21 protein-coding genes are annotated in these 20465 nt (G+C 43.5%); 15 read left to right on the forward strand and 6 right to left on the reverse strand.

What is annotated here, in order from left to right:
• The first annotated feature begins 1 nt into the window (after window position 1).
• The 4 genes from B1K52_RS07925 (at window position 2) to B1K52_RS07935 (ending at window position 1399) form a co-directional block, all read left to right on the forward strand.
• Entirely contained in the window at window positions 2-307 is a 306-nt protein-coding gene (locus B1K52_RS07925) for a phasin family protein (RefSeq protein WP_077307044.1), read from the forward strand.
• A gap of 114 nt (window positions 308-421) precedes the next feature.
• Window positions 422-562 carry a hypothetical protein gene (locus tag B1K52_RS17925; RefSeq protein ID WP_179106500.1) on the forward strand — a complete coding sequence of 47 codons (141 nt, stop codon included), beginning with the start codon at window positions 422-424 and terminating at the stop codon, window positions 560-562.
• A gap of 150 nt (window positions 563-712) precedes the next feature.
• Window positions 713-1015 (forward strand): YwdI family protein, encoded by a 303-nt coding sequence (locus tag B1K52_RS07930; RefSeq protein ID WP_077307046.1) that lies wholly within the window; start codon window positions 713-715, stop codon window positions 1013-1015.
• 15 nt (window positions 1016-1030) lie between these two features.
• Window positions 1031-1399, forward strand: coding sequence for a DUF423 domain-containing protein (locus tag B1K52_RS07935; RefSeq protein WP_077307048.1), 369 nt, complete (start codon window positions 1031-1033; stop codon window positions 1397-1399).
• Window positions 1400-1432: 33 nt separating this feature from the next.
• Here the strand turns inward: B1K52_RS07935 and gerQ are convergent, their stop codons facing one another.
• Window positions 1433-1930 carry a spore coat protein GerQ gene (gene gerQ, locus B1K52_RS07940; RefSeq protein ID WP_077307050.1) on the reverse strand — a complete coding sequence of 166 codons (498 nt, stop codon included), beginning with the start codon at window positions 1928-1930 and terminating at the stop codon, window positions 1433-1435.
• Window positions 1931-2112: 182 nt separating this feature from the next.
• The gene (hemQ, locus tag B1K52_RS07945) at window positions 2113-2859 is read right to left on the reverse strand and encodes a hydrogen peroxide-dependent heme synthase (protein WP_077307052.1); all 747 of its coding nucleotides are present in this window, start codon (window positions 2857-2859) and stop codon (window positions 2113-2115) included.
• A gap of 261 nt (window positions 2860-3120) precedes the next feature.
• On the opposite strand from hemQ, the gene pta reads away from it, so the two are divergent.
• Window positions 3121-4095, forward strand: coding sequence for a phosphate acetyltransferase (gene pta, locus B1K52_RS07950; protein WP_077307054.1), 975 nt, complete (start codon window positions 3121-3123; stop codon window positions 4093-4095).
• Window positions 4096-4276: 181 nt separating this feature from the next.
• Window positions 4277-5080, forward strand: a complete 804-nt coding sequence (locus B1K52_RS07955) for a YtvA family blue-light photoreceptor (protein ID WP_077307056.1) — start codon at window positions 4277-4279, stop codon at window positions 5078-5080.
• Between the two features lie 12 nt (window positions 5081-5092).
• On the opposite strand, the gene B1K52_RS07960 is transcribed toward B1K52_RS07955, so the two are convergent.
• Window positions 5093-5929, reverse strand: a complete 837-nt coding sequence (locus B1K52_RS07960) for a lipoate--protein ligase family protein (protein ID WP_256855871.1) — start codon at window positions 5927-5929, stop codon at window positions 5093-5095.
• Window positions 5930-6114: 185 nt separating this feature from the next.
• Between B1K52_RS07960 and B1K52_RS07965 the strand changes: the two genes are divergently transcribed.
• From B1K52_RS07965 to B1K52_RS07975, 3 genes are all read left to right on the forward strand, one after another.
• Window positions 6115-7410, forward strand: a complete 1296-nt coding sequence (locus tag B1K52_RS07965; protein ID WP_077307060.1) for an HD domain-containing protein — start codon at window positions 6115-6117, stop codon at window positions 7408-7410.
• Window positions 7411-7422: 12 nt separating this feature from the next.
• On the forward strand, window positions 7423-7926 hold the full coding sequence (locus B1K52_RS07970; RefSeq protein ID WP_077307062.1) for a YwgA family protein: 504 nt from the start codon (window positions 7423-7425) through the stop codon (window positions 7924-7926).
• Between the two features lie 204 nt (window positions 7927-8130).
• Window positions 8131-8598 (forward strand): YwhD family protein, encoded by a 468-nt coding sequence (locus B1K52_RS07975; protein ID WP_373022633.1) that lies wholly within the window; start codon window positions 8131-8133, stop codon window positions 8596-8598.
• Window positions 8599-8638: 40 nt separating this feature from the next.
• Here the strand turns inward: B1K52_RS07975 and B1K52_RS07980 are convergent, their stop codons facing one another.
• A complete protein-coding gene (locus B1K52_RS07980; RefSeq protein WP_143588853.1) occupies window positions 8639-10669 on the reverse strand; it encodes a transglycosylase domain-containing protein in 2031 nt (676 codons plus the stop codon).
• A gap of 185 nt (window positions 10670-10854) precedes the next feature.
• Between B1K52_RS07980 and speE the strand changes: the two genes are divergently transcribed.
• Genes speE through argS form a run of 3 tightly spaced genes read left to right on the forward strand, consistent with a single transcriptional unit; the run spans window position 10855 to window position 13844 of the window.
• Window positions 10855-11682, forward strand: a complete 828-nt coding sequence (speE, locus tag B1K52_RS07985; protein ID WP_077307066.1) for a polyamine aminopropyltransferase — start codon at window positions 10855-10857, stop codon at window positions 11680-11682.
• A gap of 54 nt (window positions 11683-11736) precedes the next feature.
• On the forward strand, window positions 11737-12177 hold the full coding sequence (locus B1K52_RS07990) for a YwiB family protein (protein ID WP_077307068.1): 441 nt from the start codon (window positions 11737-11739) through the stop codon (window positions 12175-12177).
• The gene (gene argS, locus B1K52_RS07995; RefSeq protein WP_077307070.1) at window positions 12174-13844 is read left to right on the forward strand and encodes an arginine--tRNA ligase; all 1671 of its coding nucleotides are present in this window, start codon (window positions 12174-12176) and stop codon (window positions 13842-13844) included. The genes B1K52_RS07990 and argS overlap by 4 nt, the downstream gene beginning before the upstream one ends.
• Before the next feature lie 103 nt (window positions 13845-13947).
• On the opposite strand, the gene B1K52_RS08000 is transcribed toward argS, so the two are convergent.
• Together B1K52_RS08000 and B1K52_RS08010 are read right to left on the reverse strand one after the other, a co-directional pair.
• Window positions 13948-15095, reverse strand: a protein-coding gene (locus tag B1K52_RS08000; protein ID WP_143588795.1) for an IS3 family transposase whose coding sequence is annotated in 2 segments (ribosomal slippage) — window positions 13948-14822 and window positions 14822-15095 — 1149 coding nt in all. Because the reading frame shifts where the segments join, the coding sequence is not laid out codon by codon here.
• Between the two features lie 392 nt (window positions 15096-15487).
• On the reverse strand, window positions 15488-16675 hold the full coding sequence (locus B1K52_RS08010) for a phospholipase D-like domain-containing protein (protein ID WP_077307072.1): 1188 nt from the start codon (window positions 16673-16675) through the stop codon (window positions 15488-15490).
• Between the two features lie 279 nt (window positions 16676-16954).
• On the opposite strand from B1K52_RS08010, the gene rsgA reads away from it, so the two are divergent.
• From rsgA to B1K52_RS08025, 3 genes are all read left to right on the forward strand, one after another.
• Window positions 16955-18013, forward strand: coding sequence for a ribosome small subunit-dependent GTPase A (gene rsgA, locus B1K52_RS08015; protein WP_077307074.1), 1059 nt, complete (start codon window positions 16955-16957; stop codon window positions 18011-18013).
• Between the two features lie 109 nt (window positions 18014-18122).
• The gene (rpoE, locus tag B1K52_RS08020; RefSeq protein ID WP_077307076.1) at window positions 18123-18668 is read left to right on the forward strand and encodes a DNA-directed RNA polymerase subunit delta; all 546 of its coding nucleotides are present in this window, start codon (window positions 18123-18125) and stop codon (window positions 18666-18668) included.
• A 177-nt stretch (window positions 18669-18845) separates the two neighbouring features.
• Window positions 18846-20456, forward strand: a complete 1611-nt coding sequence (locus B1K52_RS08025; RefSeq protein WP_077307078.1) for a CTP synthase — start codon at window positions 18846-18848, stop codon at window positions 20454-20456.
• The last annotated feature ends 9 nt before the right edge of the window (window positions 20457-20465 follow it).

Consider the following 20465-nt stretch of genomic DNA (forward strand, 5'->3'; position numbering starts at 1 on the left):
TATGGCAGATTTATTACGCAAAGGGTTTCTTTTAGGTGTTGGTGCGGCTTTAACTGGGAAAGAAGTTCTGGATTCTAAATTGAAGGAGCTTGTGTCAAAAGGAGAGATATCACCTCAGCAGGCGAAGGATCTGATCCAGCGTTTTGTCGAAAAAGGAGAAGCGAAATCTAGTGAGTGGAACGAAAAGAATCAGGAGAATATGCAAAAGAAAGTGAATGAACTAGGTTTGGCGACAAAAGCGGATGTTGATGAATTAAAGCAGCGAATCAGCCATTTGGAGCTTCGTTTGCAAAATACAGAAGAATAACAAGATATTTGGCGAATGTTAATTTGTAGTGAATATTTCGAAAACTTATTGTCAAGCACAGCTTTGTCCATTAAAATGGAATACAGAGGCTATAACCAGAGGAGGTAATTAGCAATGATTAGCTTTTTATCCTTTGTCGACCAAGTGGAAGAGGAACTTAAGCGCCCCTCCACAGCCACAGAATACGACTTTCTCAAATGGATGCATGAACAATACGTTGCCGAACGGTCAGATATACTGAAACAAGCGCTTTAATGACAAGAAATCTCGCCACTATGGCGGGCTTTTTTTGTTACAAGTTAGTTGGGTGAAAAACGCTGGTTAATTGTGCGGATTTCGTCATTTAATTTTTCACGAGCGAATCTGTTATAATGCATAATGAAGTACATGATGGAGGTGTTCGGTTTGTTAAGTGAAAAGGCAGTGCTGCGGCAGATGAAAGAGGAGCTGGAGCGGGCGCTGCATATGGATGATGTTCAGAAGCAGCGAGAGCATGTACGTGCTGTCCGTTCTATGTGTGATCTATTTATGCAAGGTGATTCGCCGGCTAAAGTACAGACGCCTGAACCTAAACGGTCGGAACCATCTGCAGAGCCCTCAGCAGCAGAGTGGGCAGCGATGACAGGTGAATGGCCGGTTCAGCAGCCGAAAAAGACATTCGAAGACGATGATGAGGAATCAAACGGCAAGTCATTGTTTGATTTTTAATAAAGGAGCAGGATGATGAAGGCTTTATTGCTAATAGGAGCTATCAGTGGATTTATTACTGTTGCATTGGGCGCATTTGGTGCGCATGGTTTGGAGGGCAGATTGTCTGAGAAAGCCATTGCTACGTGGGAAAAAGCAGTCCAATATCAAATGTTTCACACGATAGCGATAATTGGTGTTGCATTATTGCTGCAAAAAATCCAAGCAGGCACACTGACAACTGCGGGCGGTTTCTTCATAGCGGGTATTCTGCTGTTTTCAGGAACACTGTACATATACGCTGTCAGCGGGATTACGTTGTTCGCTTTAATTACACCAGTTGGCGGTGTCGCGTTCTTAATCGGCTGGATTCTGCTCGGTTATACCGCAATGAAACACTTATAAAGAAAACCCTCTGCCGCTGGCAGAGGGTTTTTCTCATCTTGGAGGATATGTCGCGATATTGCCTTGATTGGCGTATGGATACTCGTAATTTAGCGGCTCGTCGAAAGTTACATAATCAAGATAAATCATTAATAGTAAGTAGCGGCGGTTATTTTCTGGGTCACGCAGAATAAGGTGATCACGTCCAGCAGCTTCAATAACGCCTTTAAAAATTTTCGCATTCCAGCGGTCATTATTTTCAAAAGTCATATAAACAGTAGCTAGTTTGTTACGGTTAAGACGTAAAATGTTTTCGATGTAAGACTGTTCTACTGGAAGTCCGGTTCCTCCAACGCCTTGCGGGAATCCCATATTGCCGCCTGCTGTTGTAGGCGGTATTGGCTGTTGCTGCTGCTGTGGATAATACGGCTGGTTCTGCTGTCGATACGGATAGCTGAAGTTAGGAACTTGCGGGTACGAATAAGCCTGGTTTTGTTCCTGGAATTGCGGAGTGCTCGGAGTTTGGTTCTCTTGGTTTTGGTTCTTACTCATTTTTTAAATCCCCTTTCCATATCCTCTTCATTCAAAGGCGCTCAGACGACTGATGCGGCAGGTCAGCCGTTTGCCTCTTTTGTCAGATAAACTCATGCCTGTTCTCTTACAAGGTATGTAGGCAAAGCGGGGAGTAGAACATGTGCAAATAAAAAAGCCAGACCTATTGGTCCAGCTTGTCATTAAATATGAAAGTAAGTTGCAGCGGCATCTTTTTCCATGATATTACCGAAATAGAAATCACCGAACTCGCCGTAACGCGCACTCACTTCATCAAAACGCATTTCATATACAAGTTTTTTTATTGGCAGCGGATCGTGTGCGAACAGCGTAACGCCCCATTCCCAATCATCGAATCCGAATGAGCCAGTTATAATTTGCTTAATTTGACCAGCATATTTGCGTCCAGTTTTACTATGTTCGTACATGAGTTTTGAACGCGCATCTTTTTCTAGAGAATACCAGTTATCATCGTTCATCCGACGTTTATCCATCGGGTAGAAGCACATGTAATCCCAGCGAGGCAAGATTGGTTTCAATCGTGCTTGTACTTCTGGTTTGTGTTCAATATCAACGCCTGGTTTGCTCATATATTTAGAAAGTTCCACAACAGATAAGTAAGAGAAGCTCTTTGTCATGAAAGAGGCGATCTTCGTCTTATCGAAAGCTGTTTCAATCTCTTGCAGCTCATCCATTGTCGGACGCAAAATCATAAACATGATATCAGCTTTGTGACCGATAATCTTGTAGACTAATTGGCTGCCGTTATTTGCTTCCTCTACTTGTTCCATATCAGACATCCAATTCTGAAATTCCTCGATTGCCGCTTGGCGATCTTCATTAGATGCTAGTTTCCAGCTTGTCCAATCCATTACACGGAAATCATGCAGGCAATACCAGCCGTCCATGGTTTCTACTGCTTCTGCCATGCCTAAACACTCCTTTTTTCGTACACATTTTCAATATAGTGTAACACAAACAGCCTTGCTGCATCCCTGTCTGTGCTCACTTGTTCTATCTCTATTATACCAAGAGTGAACACAGTAAAACGCGTATACTTTGACAAAAAAGGGAACATCTATAGAGGTGGTTATTTTAATTAAAAAAATCAACGGCGGTCTATATGACTTTAAAAGTAAAACAAAAAGATTTACTATAGAAAAGCAGACATATTCTAGGAGGGTTTTTAGATGAGTGATTTATTTCAAACATTGCGGGAAAAAGTGACAGGCCAAAATAAAAAGATCGTCTTGCCAGAGGGCTTGGACGAACGTATTTTGGAAGCAGCTGCAAAGCTTGCAGAAGAGGGCATTATTGCACCGATTCTTATTGGTAATAAAGAACAAGTGGAGAGCAAGGCAAAAGAATTGTCTATCAACCTGCATGATGCAACAATCATCGACCCAGATACTTACGAGAAATTCGATGAACTAGTCGCAGCGTTTGTAGAACGCCGCAAAGGCAAAGCAACGGAAGAAGATGCAAAGAAAATGCTAAAAGATGAAAACTACTTCGGTACAATGCTTGTTTACACTGGCGAAGCAGATGGTCTTGTTAGCGGAGCGGCTCATTCTACAGCTGATACAGTTCGCCCAGCGCTTCAAATTATTAAAACGAAGCCAGGTTACAAAAAAACATCTGGTGCATTCGTCATGGTAAGAGACGATGAGCGCTATGTATTTGGAGATTGTGCAATCAACATTGCGCCAGACAGCCAAGATCTTGCAGAAATCGCTGTAGCTAGCGCTGAAACAGCAGCTATGTTTGACATCGATCCTAAAGTTGCGCTTCTAAGTTTCTCTACAAAAGGTTCCGCGAAATCTCCGGAAACAGAGAAAGTATCCGATGCACTAGCAATCGCTAAGGAGAAAAATCCTGATCTTGTTGTAGATGGAGAATTCCAATTCGATGCTGCCTTCGTCCCATCTGTAGCAGCGAAAAAAGCTCCAGATGCTGTACTTAAAGGTGATGCGAATGTATTCGTATTCCCTAGCCTGGAAGCAGGAAACATAGGTTACAAAATCGCACAGCGCCTTGGTAACTTTGACGCAGTAGGTCCGATTCTGCAAGGCCTTAACGCCCCGGTAAACGACCTATCTCGCGGATGTAACGCAGAAGACGTGTACAAGCTTACACTAATCACTGCTGCACAATCTGTACAATAAGCACTGCTTGCTAGGAAGTGCTCAAAAAATCCAAACGATGGTGAATCTCAACAAGAGTTCACATAAGTTTGGATTTTTTTAATGTGTTTATCTATCAATCGACACAAAATGCTATCTTTTGTATTTTCTACCTAGCTATAGTAAAATGGCTTTGTTTACATGGTTAAAGGAGTGAGTGTTTTTGGTTAAAGATTTCCGCTATTCATCCGAAGTAACTGATCAATTTGTAAAACATGCTATCGATTACGTAGGTGCAGGAGTGGTAATCACGGACCCTTCACTACCTGATAATCCGATTATTTATACGAATAGAGGCTTTGAAGAGCTGACTGGTTATACATCCGAGGAGATTATTGGCCATAACTGCCGTTTTCTGCAAGGTGAAGATACAAGTAAGAATGATGTCACAATCATTCGCAATGCTATAGAGCAAGAAGATCCCGTTGTTGTCGAATTAAAAAATTACCGCAAAGATGGCGAGATGTTTTGGAATGAGCTGGAGATTTATCCAATTTATCTAGATGATAAGAAAAAGACATTTTTCGTCGGGGTGCAAAAGGATGTAACTGAACGAAAGCTCAATGAAGAGCTTGTTGCGCATTATTTAGAGGAAGTATCAAGGCTGTCAACGCCCATCGTACCAATTACGGATACAACATCGATTTTGCCATTGATTGGTGATGTTGATGACCGCAGACTCAATCAGATACTGGAGAGAGTCGGGGAGCATGTGCAGCAGACCGGAGAGCAAAACTTCATTATTGACCTGCAAGGGATCATCCGATTTCACAGCGGTGTACATGATGGTGTGCTTCGCCTGCATCAGCTACTTGAGTTAATGGGGACTCGCTTGATTGTGACAGGTTTTCATCCGAAGATGGCGATGGAAAGTGTGCAACGAGTAGATTTCCATGAACAGGACATCCCGTTCTATTCAACAGTAAAGCATGCATTAAGCTTCCTTGAAAAAGAGAAAAACCGCTGACCGGGGAACGGTTTAGCGGTTTTTTTGCTGGAAATTTTCATTTCGTTTTAGCATGAGCTTCATTCGTTCTTGCTGCCACTGGATTTCTTGCTCGGTCATCTTGCCGGAAGGTTCAATGCGTGTGATCGAGGCAAGCCCCTCAACGATTCGTTTACATACTTGCTCGCTTGTTATCGGGACATGCAGCAGTTCTTCTAAAGATGCCATCGTTTCAGGCACTACTTCTGGGAACGTGAAGCGGGTTTCAGCAGTTTGTTTTGCTCGCTCGTAAAATGCTCGAACTATTTCGGCACGCGCAGCACCGCTGCCGTTTACACATAGGTAGATTTGTACGGCTGAACCATCCTTGACACGGCGCTGTGAGATACCGGCAAACTTGCGGCCATCTATACTTAAATCATAGGTGCCCGGACAGTAGGAACCTTCTACTTCAAAGGCTTCGATTTTCTTTGTTAAATCCAGGAAAATGTATTGAATGAAGGATACCATTGCCTGATAGCCATCATGTATACCGATATGCTTTGCATCTGGGAAGATGAAAGATAAATTGACGACGCCTTTATCTAAAAGAACAGCTAGTCCTCCTGAATTTCGAACGACTGCTTTATAACCTTGTTCCTCTAAATAAGCTACGCCTTCTTCTATATGTGGCAGCTGGGAATCGGGAATACCGAGCATAATAGTCCGGTCATGGATCCATAATCTTGCTGTTGGTACAGCTAATTCTTCCCCAACAGATATTGCGAGTGCATCATCAATGGCAAAAGAAGCCATTGCCTGATCGGGACCGTCTTCCTTGGAATGGTCAATGATGCGGAATTCAGGTGATTCAAATAATGTATGCAACACGTCATACGCGCTCCTTTTCAACAATATGGCATGAAAACGCCAATACATAGTATAGCAAAAAACTGGGTAGACAAGAAACGAGTAAAAATTACTTTAAGTTATTTACGTAACAAGCGATATTCTATAAACTAAGTCTATTGGACAAAAATAATCGAGATTCAATGACATAAAGTGAGGCAGAGGAAATGGCGTATCGAGATGAAAAGCTAGAGGAAGAGAAAGTTTTCAAAGATCCTGTGCATCGTTATGTGCATGTCCGCGACCGGGTGGTATGGGATTTAATCGCAACACCTGAGTTCCAGCGCCTGCGCCGGATTAAGCAGCTTGGCACCTCTTATATGACGTTTCATGGTGCTGAACACAGCCGTTTTAACCACTCTCTGGGCGTTTATGAGATTGTCAGACGGATTGTCGGCAATTTCGAGAACCGCCTGAATTGGAAAAAGGAACAGCGCCTGCTGGTGCTTTGTGCTGCTTTGCTTCACGATTTAGGGCACGGACCTTACTCTCATTCTTTTGAGAAGGTATTCGGCTTGGATCATGAGGAATTCACCCGTAAGATTATTCTTGGTAATACGGGTGTGAATCATGTACTGCGAAAAGTGAGCGCCAGCTTCCCGAAAAAGGTAGCCGAAGTTATCAATAAAACGTATGACGACAAATTGATTGTCAGCATTATTTCAAGCCAAATTGATGCAGACAGAATGGATTATTTGCAGCGTGATGCCTATTTCACTGGCGTAAGCTACGGTCATTTTGATATGGAGCGTATTCTCCGGGTCATGCGGCCGCGTGAAGATCAAGTTGTTATTAAAGAGTCCGGGATGCACGCAGTCGAAGATTATATAATGAGCCGGTATCAAATGTATTGGCAAGTTTATTTCCATCCTGTTACGCGCAGCGCGGAGGTTATTCTGACGAAAATCTTGCACCGTGCCAAAGCGCTCTATTTAAGTGATTATACGTTTAAATTGCGTCCAGAGCATTTTATTTCTTTATTCGACGGAGATATAACGCTGGAAGATTATATTCGTCTTGATGAGAACGTCACAGGATTTTATTTCCAAGCTTGGCTGGAGGAAGATGATGATATACTAAGGGACTTATGTGAAAGATTCCTTAACCGCAGGCTTTTCAAGTATGTGGAGTTCAACCCGCTCTTGCATATGAAAGAAATGGTAGAGTTGTCTAAGCTTTTCTATGAAGTCGGCATTGATCCTGAATATTACTTGATTGATGATTCATCTTCGGACTTGCCGTATGACTTCTACAGACCAGGAGAAGAAGAGGAACGGCTTCCAATTCACTTGCAGCTTCCAAATGGGAAATTGAAGGAATTATCTCGTCAATCGGATATAGTAGAAGCGATTTCGGGTAAGAAACGAACAGACCATAAATTATATTTTCCACAAGATATATTAGAAGCCTTGCCAGATGACAGCAGACAAAAGCAGCGGATTTTTGAGATTTTATTTCAATAAGGAGGAGCAGCTATGCTAGCCAATCATGCGAATCTCCTGCAGTTCTTTTCTTCCGCGGAAGAAGTAGTAGGCAGGAAGAAATTGCAAAAGATGATCTACATACTGAAGAAGAATGGAGTTCCGTTCGGTGAGAAATATGAATTCCATTTATTCGGACCGTATTCAGAAGAATTATCTTTGCGTGTAGATGAATTGAGCAATCTTGGATTACTCCAGGAGACAAAAGAAGATAAAAGCAGTTATATTCAATACCGTTATACGATGACAGAAGAGGGGCAGCAGTTCCTCACCCACTATGATAACCACTTTCCTGATTACCAAGAGGCAGTTCACCTTTTAAAAGAAAAAAGCTCCCGCTTCTTGGAACTTGTTTCGACGATGTTATATTTCGAAGAGCTTCAGCAAGAGGAAGTAGAAGAGAAGGTACGGACAGTTAAGAAGAAACAAAACTATACAGACGAAGAGATGACCCAAGCATGGGAATTCATCGCTTCGATGAAAAAGCTAGGACAATAATGTTTAGCTATAAAATAATCCAAATGATGCTCCGTTAAGAAGAGGTCGTTTGGATTTTTTCTTGGATAGAGAGCACTGCTTCGGGCTTTCACTTCCATGATAAAACAATTGAATTGAAGTAATAATCTGTCGCATGCTACTATAGAAGCAAAAGTCGAGGGAGCGGTAGATGTGGAAAAGAAGAAAAATAATGCTTTCACGATCATGAAAGATGACTCAACAGATGGGCATGGCGGTTACGGCGTCGGTGCGATTAGTCTGGAGAACATGAGCCCAGTTATTGTGGACCCGCACGAGAAGACGGCTTACGTAGATATGGCAGCCATGCATGCGCGCAGCCAGGTGGAAAGACGCGTGCGCTTCCAGAACGACAAAGAAAAAGTGCATGACGGCAAACGGTATTGGATTGTTTGGGTAACGGTACAAAATAGTAAAGAAGGCCCTTACTATCTTGGTGCAGCTGCCAGTGAAATTATCGTTGACCGTCCAAATCGAATTGCGTATAAGTCTATGCCAGAACATGTTAAACATATGGAGCAATCGATGAAAGGAATGTACGTACTGGAACATATGGATGATTTGTCGAAAGAATTGCTGCTTGAATTCTTCAAGACATACAAACCGGAATTCTGGGAAAGAACATCGAAAGACCTGGAAAACCAACTTCAATAATCTAAAAAGCCGCTGTCTGCTATGGACAGCGGCTTTTTTCTTAGAACAACCAGTCAAACCAGCGCTTCCGTCTGGCAGGAGCATCCTCATCCGGATGCAGCGGGTCCCTGTCTATATCAGCGTGACAATGCTGCTTCGGTTCTGTTCCTTTCACAAAATAGGTGAAACGTCGCTTCTCGCAAGAAGGTGTGGACAAGAGACCTGAATCGGGATCGATAAAGACACCGCGTACGCCGGCTGGCGGCTGAAATGCTTCAACCGGCTGTCCTTTATGTGCATCCTCCATAAAACCAGCCCAAATTTGTTTGCTATAGGTAAGCTCTTTCACTTTATCCATAGAGCGGTTATCATCATAGCCAGTCCAGACAGCTGTCACTAAGTTAGGACTAAACCCAACCATCCAGCTATCAGAGCTTGTTGTGCCGGATTTCCCTGCATAAGGACGGCTCAGCTGGTCTTTAATGGTAGCTCCTGTTACACGCATATAACTGCTCAGCGTGTCGTCAAATATGCCAGTCATTAAGTTGGTGAGAACAAACAGTCTCTTCGTATCAAGACGGTTTTTCTGCTTGGGCTGTTTATGCGTATAAACCGTTTTTCCTTGCTGGTCAACGACTTTTTCAATTGTATAGCTTTCTACTGGTTTACCACCATTGGCAATCCGACTGTAGGCGACGCTCATTTCCTCGACAGTCACCGGCGAGGTCCCGAGCGCGAGTGAAGGAACAGCTTGCAAGTCACTCATTATCCCAAGCTTTTTCGCATCAGCTGCCACATTCGCTGCGCCAACCATCATATTGGTTTTCACAGCATAGATATTATCCGACATCGCAATTGCTTCTTCCATTGTGATTTCTTCGTTGGCATAGTAGCCATGATAATTGCCAGGAGCGTACACTTCGCCATTTGGCAGATCGAAAGTTGTTTCCTCGCTTTGCAGTTTTGTTGTAGGTGTAAATCCGTGTTTTAACGCTGTGTAATAGACGAAAGGCTTAAAGGCGGAACCAGGCATACGCTTGGAAGAAATGGCCCGGTTATATGTACTTGCCTTATAATCCGTTCCTCCAACCATAGCAGCGATGGCGCCGGTCTTTGGATTCATGGCTACAGCCCCCGTTTGAAGATCCGTGGTAGATGGTATTGTATTTGCCACTTGATGTTCAAGCTGCTGCTGAAGCAATGGATCCATCGTTGTATAGACGCGGTAACCAGCATCGGAAATCTCGTCTTCGTTCATCTTTAAAACGTCAGCAAGTTCATCTGTTATATGATCTTGAAAGTAACCTGCGCGTTTAATAGTTTCGCGATCTTGTTCAGTCGATAAAGATACAGCAGGCAGTGTTTCAGGTTCAGTAATATAACCTTCCTTTTGCAGCAGACCATAAATATAAGCTTGGCGTTCGTTAGCAAGCTCTTTGTTCTGAAACGGAGAGTAATAGGAAGGTCCTTTCGGTATGCCGGCAAGCAGCGCAGCTTCTGCAGCTGTCAGAGAAGCTGGATCTTTGTCTACATAATAGTCACTGGCAGCTTTGATGCCATACATGCCATGCCCATAATAGATGCTGTTTAAATAACCTTCCAAAATCTCATCCTTGGAATAAAACATTTCCAAGCGTATTGTGTAAATCGCTTCTTTAAGTTTTCGAGTCCACGTTTTATCATTGGTAAGATACAAGTTCTTCGCGTATTGCTGCGTAATGGTACTGGCACCTTCTACTTTGGCACCGGCCTGGAGATCCTTTAAGGCGGCAGCAAAGATACGTTTCCAAGCAAAACCGTGATGGTTGTAGAAATCCTTGTCTTCTGCCAAAATGGTAGCATGAATTAAATGAGGAGATACTTCCTCCAACGACTTCCAGCGTTTTGGTGTATTGCCATAGTGCTCTCCAAGGATGGTGTCGTCATTTGCATAAAATGTCGTACTCCACTTGCTTGTCATTGGCGGCGGTCCCATCAAATAGCAGATGAGAAGCAGTCCGGTGATTGCCGCAGCGATACTTCCGAAGCCGATTAAGAGCAGTCGTTTCGGCCGGAGCCATTTATGCCAACGTCGTATGGGAATCCGAATCATGTCTATCGCCTGCTTCCTTCATGGTGTCTAGAACAGTATCGGCATCATGCGGGATAATAAACCTTCCAAAGGGTTGCTTTTTTTCGGATTTTCACTATAATTTGATTGTTTAAAGCTATAAAAATGACCAACACTAGTTGCGAGATGATATAGGATTATATACACAGAGGGGTTTTGAGTAGCTAATGGAACTTTGGTATACAGAAAAACAGACAGACAGCTTTGGTATTACAGCTAAAGTGAAGCGCTCTTTGCATAGCGAACAGACTGAATTTCAAAAGCTGGACATGCTGGAAACAGAAGAATGGGGCAATATGCTGACATTGGACGGCATGGTTATGACGACAGAGCGTGATGAGTTTGTTTACCACGAGATGCTGGCCCATGTACCTTTGTTCACACATCCGAACCCGGAAAACGTACTTATCGTGGGTGGTGGAGATGGCGGTGTTATTCGGGAAGTGCTAAAGCATGACAAAGTAAAAAAAGTAATACTTGTAGATATCGACGGCAAGGTAATCGAATACTCCAAGAAATTCTTACCTACTATCGCTGGCATGATGGATGACCCGCGAGCGGATGTGCGTGTAGGAGACGGTTTCATGCACATTGCGGAGAGTGAGAATGTGTATGATGTAATTATGGTCGACTCAACCGAACCGGTAGGACCTGCAGTGAATCTTTTCAGCAAAGGATTCTATGCTGGTATTGCGAAAGCGCTCAAGGAAGACGGCTTGTTTGTAGCGCAGACAGATAATCCGTGGTTCAAGGCGGATTTGATTGCACAAGTAAACAAAGATGTAAAAGAAATTTTCCCTGTTACAGAGCTTTATACGGCGAATATTCCAACTTATCCAAGCGGTTTGTGGACATTTACAATGGGAAGTAAGGTACACCATCCAAAAGAAGTGGATGCATCACGTCTTCAGCACGTAGAGACGAAATACTACACGCCAGAGCTGCACCACGCTGCTTTCGTACTGCCGAAATTTGTACAAGATCTATTAAAATAAAAAAGAGAGGCGCTTCCTAAGGGAGCGTTTTTCTTGCTGCAAGGGGGAAGCTGCATGAGTCAGACGAAGATTCCAGTATGGATCGAGATGGATACGGCAATAACAGATGAAGAAGATACTGAGAACACAACTTTGCAAACAGCCGGTACGTATTCCGCAAATGGCGGACTGACAGTTGTGCGTTTTACAGAGAAATCGGAAGAAGTCGAAGATACAAACACGATGATAACTATCACTGCAGATAAGGTGAGTATCAAACGTACTGGCGGCTTTGAAATGAAACAAGTTTTTGTAAGAAATCAGCCGACAGAGAACGTGTACCGGCATCCTTATGGTACAATGCATATGGAAACAAGCACACACGCGATGCAGTTCTCGCCGTTGGCTGCTGACAGCCCGGCAGAGCTTACAATAAGCTATACGGTAACACTCAATCAAGTGCAGACACGGAAGCATGCATTGACGTTGCGTGTGCAGGAGGAGAGTAACGGATGAACATCGTACAACAAACGGAACAAAAATTAAAAGCGGCAATTCAAGACGCCGTTTATACAGCAGGTCTGGCTGATGAACAGTCCATTCCAGCAATCATTTTGGAGCAGCCTAAGGATAAAGCGCATGGCGATTATGCGACAAATATTGCGATGCAGCTTGCACGTGTAGCAAAAAAAGCACCACGCGCCATTGCAGAAGACCTGCAAAAGCACTTCAATTATGAAAATGCACCAGTTGAGAAAATTGAAATTGCTGGTCCAGGATTTATCAACTTCTTTATGAGAAATGATTATCTTGGGGAGCTTGTATCAACAATCTTAGATGCAGGCGACGATTTTGGCCGCACGAATACAGGACAAGGCGAAAAAGTACAAGTTGAGTTTGTTTCTGCAAACCCGACAGGTGACCTACACCTTGGACATGCCCGCGGCGCAGCTGTAGGAGATGCGCTTAGTAATATTCTTGATGCAGCCGGGTATGAGGTTGGCCGCGAATATTATATTAACGATGCAGGGAATCAGATCGATAATCTTGCACGCAGTGTACAAGCACGTTACTTGCAAGCATTAGGACAAGATGCTGAAATGCCGGACGATGGCTACCACGGTAAAGACATAATTGGCATTGGACAAGAGCTTGCTAACGAACACGGAGATAGCTTGACTGAAAAACCGGAAGAAGAGCGTCTTGCGTTCTTCCGTGAATACGGCCTGACATATGAATTGAAAAAGCTTGAAAAAGATCTTGCCGATTTCCGCGTGCCATTTGATGTATGGTATTCAGAGACTTCTTTATATCAAGATGGAAAAATTGATACAGCGTTAGCGACGCTTCGCGAAAATGGTTATGTCTTTGAAAAAGACGGAGCTGTTTGGTTCCGCTCGACCGATTTTGGTGATGATAAAGATCGTGTACTAATCAAACAAGATGGCAGCTACACATACTTAACGCCAGATATTGCGTACCATAAATCAAAACTTGATCGCGGATTCTCCAAACTAATTAACGTTTGGGGTGCTGATCACCACGGCTATATCCCGCGTATGCGTGCAGCAATTCAAGCACTAGGTAACAATGCGGATACGCTGGAAGTAACGATTATTCAGATGGTAAACTTATTCGAGAACGGCGAAAAAGTGAAGATGAGTAAGCGTACTGGTAAAGCCGTAACGCTGCGTGAATTGATGGACGAAGTAGGCATTGACGCAATGCGTTATTTCTTCGTTATGCGTTCTAGTGATACGCACTTGGACTTCGACATGGATTTGGCTAAATCGCAATCAAATGAAAACCCGGTATATTATGTACAATATGCTTACGCGCGAATTAGCACGATGCTTGCGCAAGCTGCGGAGAAAGGCTTCCAAACAGATGGTTCTTTTGATGCTAGTCTTCTGACTGCAGAAAAAGAACTAGATCTCTTGAAACGCCTTGGTGAATTCCCGCAAGTTGTCGCAGATGCAGCGGAAAAACGGATGCCGCACCGAATGACACAATATGCGTTTGACCTTGCCGGCGCACTTCATAGCTTCTACAACGCCGAGAAAGTATTGAACCCGGAAAATGAAGCTTTAACAAAAGCGCGTATCGCGTTAATGAAAGCAGTTCGAATTACTATTAAAAATACATTGAAACTGATCAGTGTAGAAGCACCGGAGAAAATGTAAGACGAAAAACGAGGCTTGGACATTAGTGCCTGAGCTAAATTAAAAATCCAAACGAGGCTGCTAGGGACTGACCCCCGTTTCTGAGACAGGGATCAAAAAACCTTCAAACAGCCGATTGCCGATATTGTATCGGTGATTGGTTGTTTAGTTTCGTTTGGATACGAATATTGTTATAATAATAAATATATTCTTCAACAGTACGTTCTACGATGGCAGTCGAAGTTCGATTTATGCTGTTAAGATAGAATGTTTCAGACTTTAGTATGGAATGAAACGATTCGATAGAGGCATTATCAGCGGGCGTTCCTTTTCGGGACATACTCATGGTAATGCCTTTTGCTTTTACAGCTTCTTGGTACTTATAAGATGTGTACACCGACCCCTGATCACTGTGTAATATGCAGTTCTCAGGCAATGGTGGCAGCTGATCGAGTGTCTCCAACACGAAAGCTGTATCTTGTTTATCTCCAATAGAGGACGCCACTACTTCGCCATTGCACAAATCTATTATACTGGAAAGATACATTAGTTTCTGACCATAAGGCAGGTATGTAATGTCGGTTACGAGCTTCTCAAGAGGACGATCAGACTGAAAGTTCCGATCCAATAAATTTTCTGCGACGGCATATGGCTGTCCAGTTTTCTTACGTTTCTTCACTTTAACCCGGCACTGCCATTGATTCTCCTGCATTACTCGCTGCACGACTTTGTGGTTAATGCATTGCTCCTGTCTCAGTAAGGCAGTAATCTTTCTGTAACCGTACCGATACTTGTGTTCTCGGCACAATATGCCAATTTGCTTTTTAAGTAGTTCTTTCGAATCGTCTTTCTCTTTGTTCTTCCAGCGATAATAAGATGCTCTCGAGATACCTAAATGTACACAAATATCCTGTATTGTCATTGTGTTATGCAGTGATTCTACAAGTTCGACTGCCGTTTCTCTATCAACTTCCTTTCCAATTCCTTGTACTTTTTTAAAACTTCATTTTGTTGCCTTAAAAATCGGTTCTCAGCTTGTAATTCCTCTACTTCTGAAGAATAGGCTGGCCCTTTCCCGTAGGTGTACTGCTTGCCAACTGGCTGTTCAAAACGATGCGTCTCTTCAGATTTATACCATCTGACCCATGTCTTCACTTGCGATCTACTCTTAATATTTAGTTCGTTCAAAATCTCTTTTACAGGTACGCCTGCCAAGCGCATTTCAACTGCCTTCATTTTTATCTCCACTGGATAACTGACTCTAGTTCCCATAGAAAAAACACCTCCAAGTATTATTTCGGATAACAATCGTCCGTTTTCAACCTTGAAGGTGTTTTTTATTTGTCTCAGCGTATGGGGTCAGTCCCCTATTAACAGCAGCTTCGTTTGGATTTTTTGCATTGGAGATGAGAGCACCGCTTCGGAAATACACTCCGCTTTCCCACGCTGATTTGTGTATGGGAAACCTTCACTAGTGTAGGGAGAATACGAAGACTCCTCGAAAATAAGAAGCGATTTTCTTGTCGGTATCTTACTTCAAGAGCTTTCTTGTCCAACAGGAACAGCAAGAGTTAGAGAGGCTGCTGCCGTCGGAGGACTGCATTAAAAAAGTTAATCGTTTGCTTTTAGGGTGAATTAATCTAGTTTTGTCCAGGGTCGTTTTTTTACAGATAATGACGCAGTGGCCGGAAAAGGATGCCAGTCAGCTTGGCGAGTAATCGGCGTTTTTGAAAGACAGCGATTGATGCCGAAATACTGGCCTGCTCATCTTTCTTCCAAAGTGCCAGCATCTGGGCATAAAAGAGGTCATTTTGGCGGATTGTGAGCGTGAGTTCCTTATTAATTAACAGACTCCGACCATCTAGATTAGCAGAACCAACCGCACATCTTTCCCCGTCACTAAGCAAGATTTTAGCGTGATAAAAACCGTTTTGATACAAATTGACACGTATTCCATAACGGAGGAGCCGCCGTGCGAAGTGAAAGGATACTTGGTTAACGATGTAGTGGTCAACTTTGTAAGGTAAAAGCAGCCGAACATCCACACCACGGTCGGAAGCCCGCTTGAGGGCTGCTTCTACACGCTTCGTAGGAACGCAGTAAGGTGTCCCGATATAAAGATACCTTTTCGCTTGATGAATTTGATGCAGCAGCCAATCTTCATAACCATCTGCTTCGGTTATGACAATTTCCACTTGAGCCCCGTCAAGTGCAGGAGCTTCTTTTGGAAACGTAGGAAAGCGCTGGCCCCAGTCGGAGGCGAATACTTGGACGAAGGTGTAAACAGCTTCTCCTTCCAGTTTGATGACGGCATCTCGCCAAAAACCAAAGCGCGGCTCCTTGCTCAAATACTCTTTCCCGATATTGAATCCCCCGACATAAACGGTCTGTTGGTCGATAATTGTCACTTTTCGGTGATTGCGGAAGTTAAGGTTATACAGCAGATAAGGAAAACGCGGTATATTGGCGAACCGCAGCATAACACCGGCCTGACGCAGAAGTCTGCGCTCTTTGCGCGGCAGCCGATAACCGCCTATTCTGTCCAGTAAGAAACGGATTTCAATCCCTTCCTGTGCTCGCTGTTTTAATAGTTCCGTCAGCTGCTGTGTTGGTTCATCCCATTTTACAAGAAAGAATTGAATGTCTACAGAATGCTTGGCAGCTTTTATATCACGTAGTAGTGCATTATAAAAGCTGATACCGTCACCAAATAGGGAAATGAATGCTTGCTTATGGCCAATCAGCCGATTGACAGCCATTCTTTTGCTCTGCTTTTTGCCAAGTAATAAATCCACCCATACTAGCACGGCTAAAAGGAACAAAAGCGCCAGCACAAGGAAGAAAATCGACATATACCGTACTCCTTTCTTTAGGTGATAATAGGCTTTACAAATATAGCCAATCTCATGTATGATAAGAACAAATCAACGCAATTCGGCAATGCCGGATGCAGAAAGGGATGATGTTTATGTTGACACGTACGATTGAATTAAAGTTGTCCGTCGCAATGCACATCCCTTCTGTCTGGCTGAATTAACAGGGTATTCCTGTACTTTTCTAGCTTCTAGTGGAAGGGCTGTGCAAACAGTCCTTTTTATTATGGCCAAAAAAGCTATCACTAGGAGGAAAACATGAACAAAGTATGGAATCTATTAGGATGGAATGATCAATTAGAAGCAGCAAGGCAGGAGTATGCGAACGACTGGACCCCTGCGCGTATTGTATTAGAGCATAAGCACATGTACAGAGTAGTAGATCATCACGGCGAACTGCTGGCAACACCGTCAGGAAAGTTCCGGCAGAACGGAGAATATCCAGCGGTCGGTGATTGGGTATTAGTCGACGCTCGGCATGATGAAGGGAAGGCGACGATTCATCGTTTACTGCCGCGGAAGAGCAAGTTCTCCAGAAAGGAAGCAGGCAATGTGACGAGGGAGCAGATTGTGGCCGCAAATGTGGATTATGTGTTTCTCGTCATGGCGCTGAATCAGGATTACAATGTTCGCCGGCTTGAGCGCTATTTACTCGCTGCTTATGATAGCGGCGCATTGCCTGCTATTATATTAAGCAAGGGAGACTTATGCGAAGACATCTCAGAGAAAGTGCTGGAAGTAGAAGCGATTGCTCCAGGTGTGGCAATTCATATTACAAGCGCTGTTGATAGGCAAGGTATCGATACTATCCTGGAACAGCTTCAACCGGGTGTGACGGCAGCTTTTCTCGGTTCCTCAGGAGCGGGTAAATCGACACTCGTCAATATGCTGTACGGAAAAGAAGTGCAGCTTGCCGGCGATATTCGGGAAGATGACGGCAAAGGTAAGCATACAACAACGCACCGGGAGCTTGTACAGCTTCCGAGCGGCGGAATGATTATTGACACCCCTGGCATGCGCGAACTGCAGTTATGGGACCAGCAGCAGGATGGCGTGTCAGCTGCATTTGCGGATATTGAACAGCTCGGAGAACGTTGTCGCTTTCGGGACTGTACCCACAAGAATGAGCCAGGCTGCCAAGTACAACATGCAATACAAGCCGGAGAGCTAGATGCAGCGCGTCTGCAAAGCTATTTTAAACTGCAGCGCGAACTGAAGTATCTTGATGGGAAGTCGTCTGTAAAAGCACAGCTGGAGCAGCGCAAGCAATTTAAGCAGCTGTCTAAACATGTCAAACAGAGCAGAAAAAGCCGCTGATTTTAAGAAATATTGCATTTTGATAGGCCTGGCAATATAATGTAAGGTATGGTTCAAAAACGGAAGACGTGAACATAACCAACTTATTGACAAAGGGAGTGCTGTGACAGTGGGTTTGAAAGAATACAGCCAAGAAGAGCTTGCTGACTTTTCCCTCGTGGAATTGACGAACTTAATTCTTGAGGACGAAAACAAAGCAACCGATTATAGAGATATATTCAACAAGATTGCAGAGATTAAGCAATTCAGTGCAGATCAACGTGATGACGAATTGCTGCGGTTTTATACAGATCTAAACGTAGATGGACGCTTCATGACTGGAGGATCCAATCTTTGGGGACTGAAAAGCTGGTATTCAGTAGATCAGTTTGACGAAGACGTTACAGTCGAACCAACGAAGAAAAGAAAGAAACGTGCAGCAGACGAAGAAGAAGATCTTGATGATTTGGAAGAAGACTTCACATTGGATGAAGAAGGCTTCGATGAAGATTTTGGTGACGAAGAAGATGATGTTGACGGTGATGAAGTCGCAGAGGATGATTACGAAGGTGATTATCAAAGTGACGATACCGACGAAGGAACTCGCGAAGTTGTCGACGAAGATATGCAGCTGACTGGTGACGAAGACGAAGACAATGACGAGGAAAACCGCTAAGCTAATAATCGCTGATTGTTATTGACTTTGACGCAAAGAATCAGTAATATTTTATTTGGGCTCTTTAATTGTCCAAAGACGCGTTCCCTTACAAAAGGGAGCGCTTTTTATTTTTTATATAACTTTTTTGACGGACATGGGTATTCTATAAATAAATGCTAGAAATGAGGGATTACGATGACAAAGTACATCTTTGTTACAGGAGGAGTTGTATCTTCTCTAGGGAAAGGAATCACAGCGGCTTCTCTGGGCCGTTTACTTAAAAATAGAGGTTTTCAAGTGACAATCCAGAAATTTGATCCATACATTAATGTTGATCCAGGGACAATGAGTCCTTATCAGCATGGTGAAGTTTTCGTTACAGAAGATGGCGCTGAGACTGACTTAGACCTTGGTCATTATGAACGTTTCATCGATATCGATTTGAATAAATACAGCAACGTAACAACAGGGAAGATTTATTCTACTGTATTGAAAAAGGAACGTCGCGGTGATTATTTGGGTGGAACAGTGCAGGTTATTCCGCATATTACGAATGAAATTAAAGATAAAGTATTCCGTGCCGGCAAACAGACAAATGCAGATATCGTTATTACAGAAATCGGCGGAACTGTTGGAGACATTGAATCTCTGCCATTCTTAGAGGCGATTCGTCAAATTAAATCCGATATCGGTCGTGAAAACGTGATGTATTTACATTGTACACTCGTTCCATTCATCAAAGCGGCAGGCGAACTTAAAACGAAACCAACACAGCATAGCGTAAAAGAGCTGCGCTCGCTTGGTATTCAGCCAGATGTCATCGTTCTGCGTGCTGAAATGCCAATCAGCCAGGACATGAAAGAAAAAATTGCAGCATCTTGTGATTTGAACATAAATGCAGTTGTGGAAGCGAAAGACGAAGAAACTCTTTATGACGTACCGCTTGCATTACAGCGTCAAAATCTCGATCAGTACGTATGTGATCATTTCCAATTGGAAAGTTCTGCTGCTGATATGACAGAATGGTCTGCTATGGCTGCGAAAGTAACTAATTTGCAGAAGACAGTTCGTATTGCCCTAGTTGGGAAGTATGTGGAGCTCCAGGATGCTTATATTTCTGTAGTGGAATCGCTCAAGCATGCAGGTTATCCATATGATACGGATATTGAAGTGAAGTGGATTAATTCAGAAGAAGTTACAGCTGATAATGTAGAAGAACTACTTGGTAATGCAGATGGTATTCTAGTACCAGGAGGCTTTGGTGACCGCGGTATCCACGGAAAACTGGAAGCTATTCATTATGCGCGAACTAGAAAGATTCCATTCCTTGGTATTTGCCTTGGTATGCAGCTGGCTACGATCGAATTTGCTCGGAATGTTTTGCAGCTTGAAGGAGCTCATTCCAGCGAGATTGACCCGCTAACGCCGCATCCAGTTATCGATTTGCTGCCAGAACAAAAGGATATATCTGACCTTGGAGGCACGTTGCGTCTAGGCGTTTATCCTTGCCGTCTGCAAGATGGAACGAAGACGAAAGAAGCTTATGGAAATGAAGACGTGATTTACGAGCGTCATCGCCATCGTTTCGAATTTAATAATCAGTATCGTGCGCAAATGGAGGAAAAAGGATTTGTGTTCTCTGGTACAAGCCCAGATGGACGTTTAATCGAAACGATTGAATTAGAGGATCATCCTTGGTTCATCGCTTCTCAGTACCACCCAGAGTTCAAGAGCCGTCCAAATCGTCCGCATGCTCTATTCCATGGCTTTGTTGGTGCTTCTTTACAGAACAAAGAAGGCAAATGATAGAAGCGG

Origin of the sequence: Terribacillus halophilus (assembly GCF_900162685.1) — a bacterium.
GTDB classification, from domain to species: Bacteria; Bacillota; Bacilli; order Bacillales; family Amphibacillaceae; genus Terribacillus; species Terribacillus halophilus_A.

Excerpts from the sequence above, each read along its gene's own strand:
- B1K52_RS07975 (WP_373022633.1), top strand. The coding sequence starts at position 8,131 with ATGAAAGATGACTCAACAGATGGGCATGGCGGTTACGGCGTCGGTGCG.
- rsgA (WP_077307074.1), top strand. The coding sequence starts at position 16,955 with ATGAACAAAGTATGGAATCTATTAGGATGGAATGATCAATTAGAAGCA.
- pta (WP_077307054.1), top strand. The coding sequence starts at position 3,121 with ATGAGTGATTTATTTCAAACATTGCGGGAAAAAGTGACAGGCCAAAAT.
- B1K52_RS08010 (WP_077307072.1), bottom strand. The coding sequence starts at position 16,675 with ATGTCGATTTTCTTCCTTGTGCTGGCGCTTTTGTTCCTTTTAGCCGTG.
- B1K52_RS07925 (WP_077307044.1), top strand. The coding sequence starts at position 2 with ATGGCAGATTTATTACGCAAAGGGTTTCTTTTAGGTGTTGGTGCGGCT.
- B1K52_RS07980 (WP_143588853.1), bottom strand. The coding sequence starts at position 10,669 with ATGATTCGGATTCCCATACGACGTTGGCATAAATGGCTCCGGCCGAAA.
- B1K52_RS08025 (WP_077307078.1), top strand. The coding sequence starts at position 18,846 with ATGACAAAGTACATCTTTGTTACAGGAGGAGTTGTATCTTCTCTAGGG.
- argS (WP_077307070.1), top strand. The coding sequence starts at position 12,174 with ATGAACATCGTACAACAAACGGAACAAAAATTAAAAGCGGCAATTCAA.
- B1K52_RS17925 (WP_179106500.1), top strand. The coding sequence starts at position 422 with ATGATTAGCTTTTTATCCTTTGTCGACCAAGTGGAAGAGGAACTTAAG.
- hemQ (WP_077307052.1), bottom strand. The coding sequence starts at position 2,859 with ATGGCAGAAGCAGTAGAAACCATGGACGGCTGGTATTGCCTGCATGAT.
- B1K52_RS07965 (WP_077307060.1), top strand. The coding sequence starts at position 6,115 with ATGGCGTATCGAGATGAAAAGCTAGAGGAAGAGAAAGTTTTCAAAGAT.
- gerQ (WP_077307050.1), bottom strand. The coding sequence starts at position 1,930 with ATGAGTAAGAACCAAAACCAAGAGAACCAAACTCCGAGCACTCCGCAA.
- B1K52_RS07970 (WP_077307062.1), top strand. The coding sequence starts at position 7,423 with ATGCTAGCCAATCATGCGAATCTCCTGCAGTTCTTTTCTTCCGCGGAA.
- B1K52_RS07990 (WP_077307068.1), top strand. The coding sequence starts at position 11,737 with ATGAGTCAGACGAAGATTCCAGTATGGATCGAGATGGATACGGCAATA.
- speE (WP_077307066.1), top strand. The coding sequence starts at position 10,855 with ATGGAACTTTGGTATACAGAAAAACAGACAGACAGCTTTGGTATTACA.
- B1K52_RS07935 (WP_077307048.1), top strand. The coding sequence starts at position 1,031 with ATGAAGGCTTTATTGCTAATAGGAGCTATCAGTGGATTTATTACTGTT.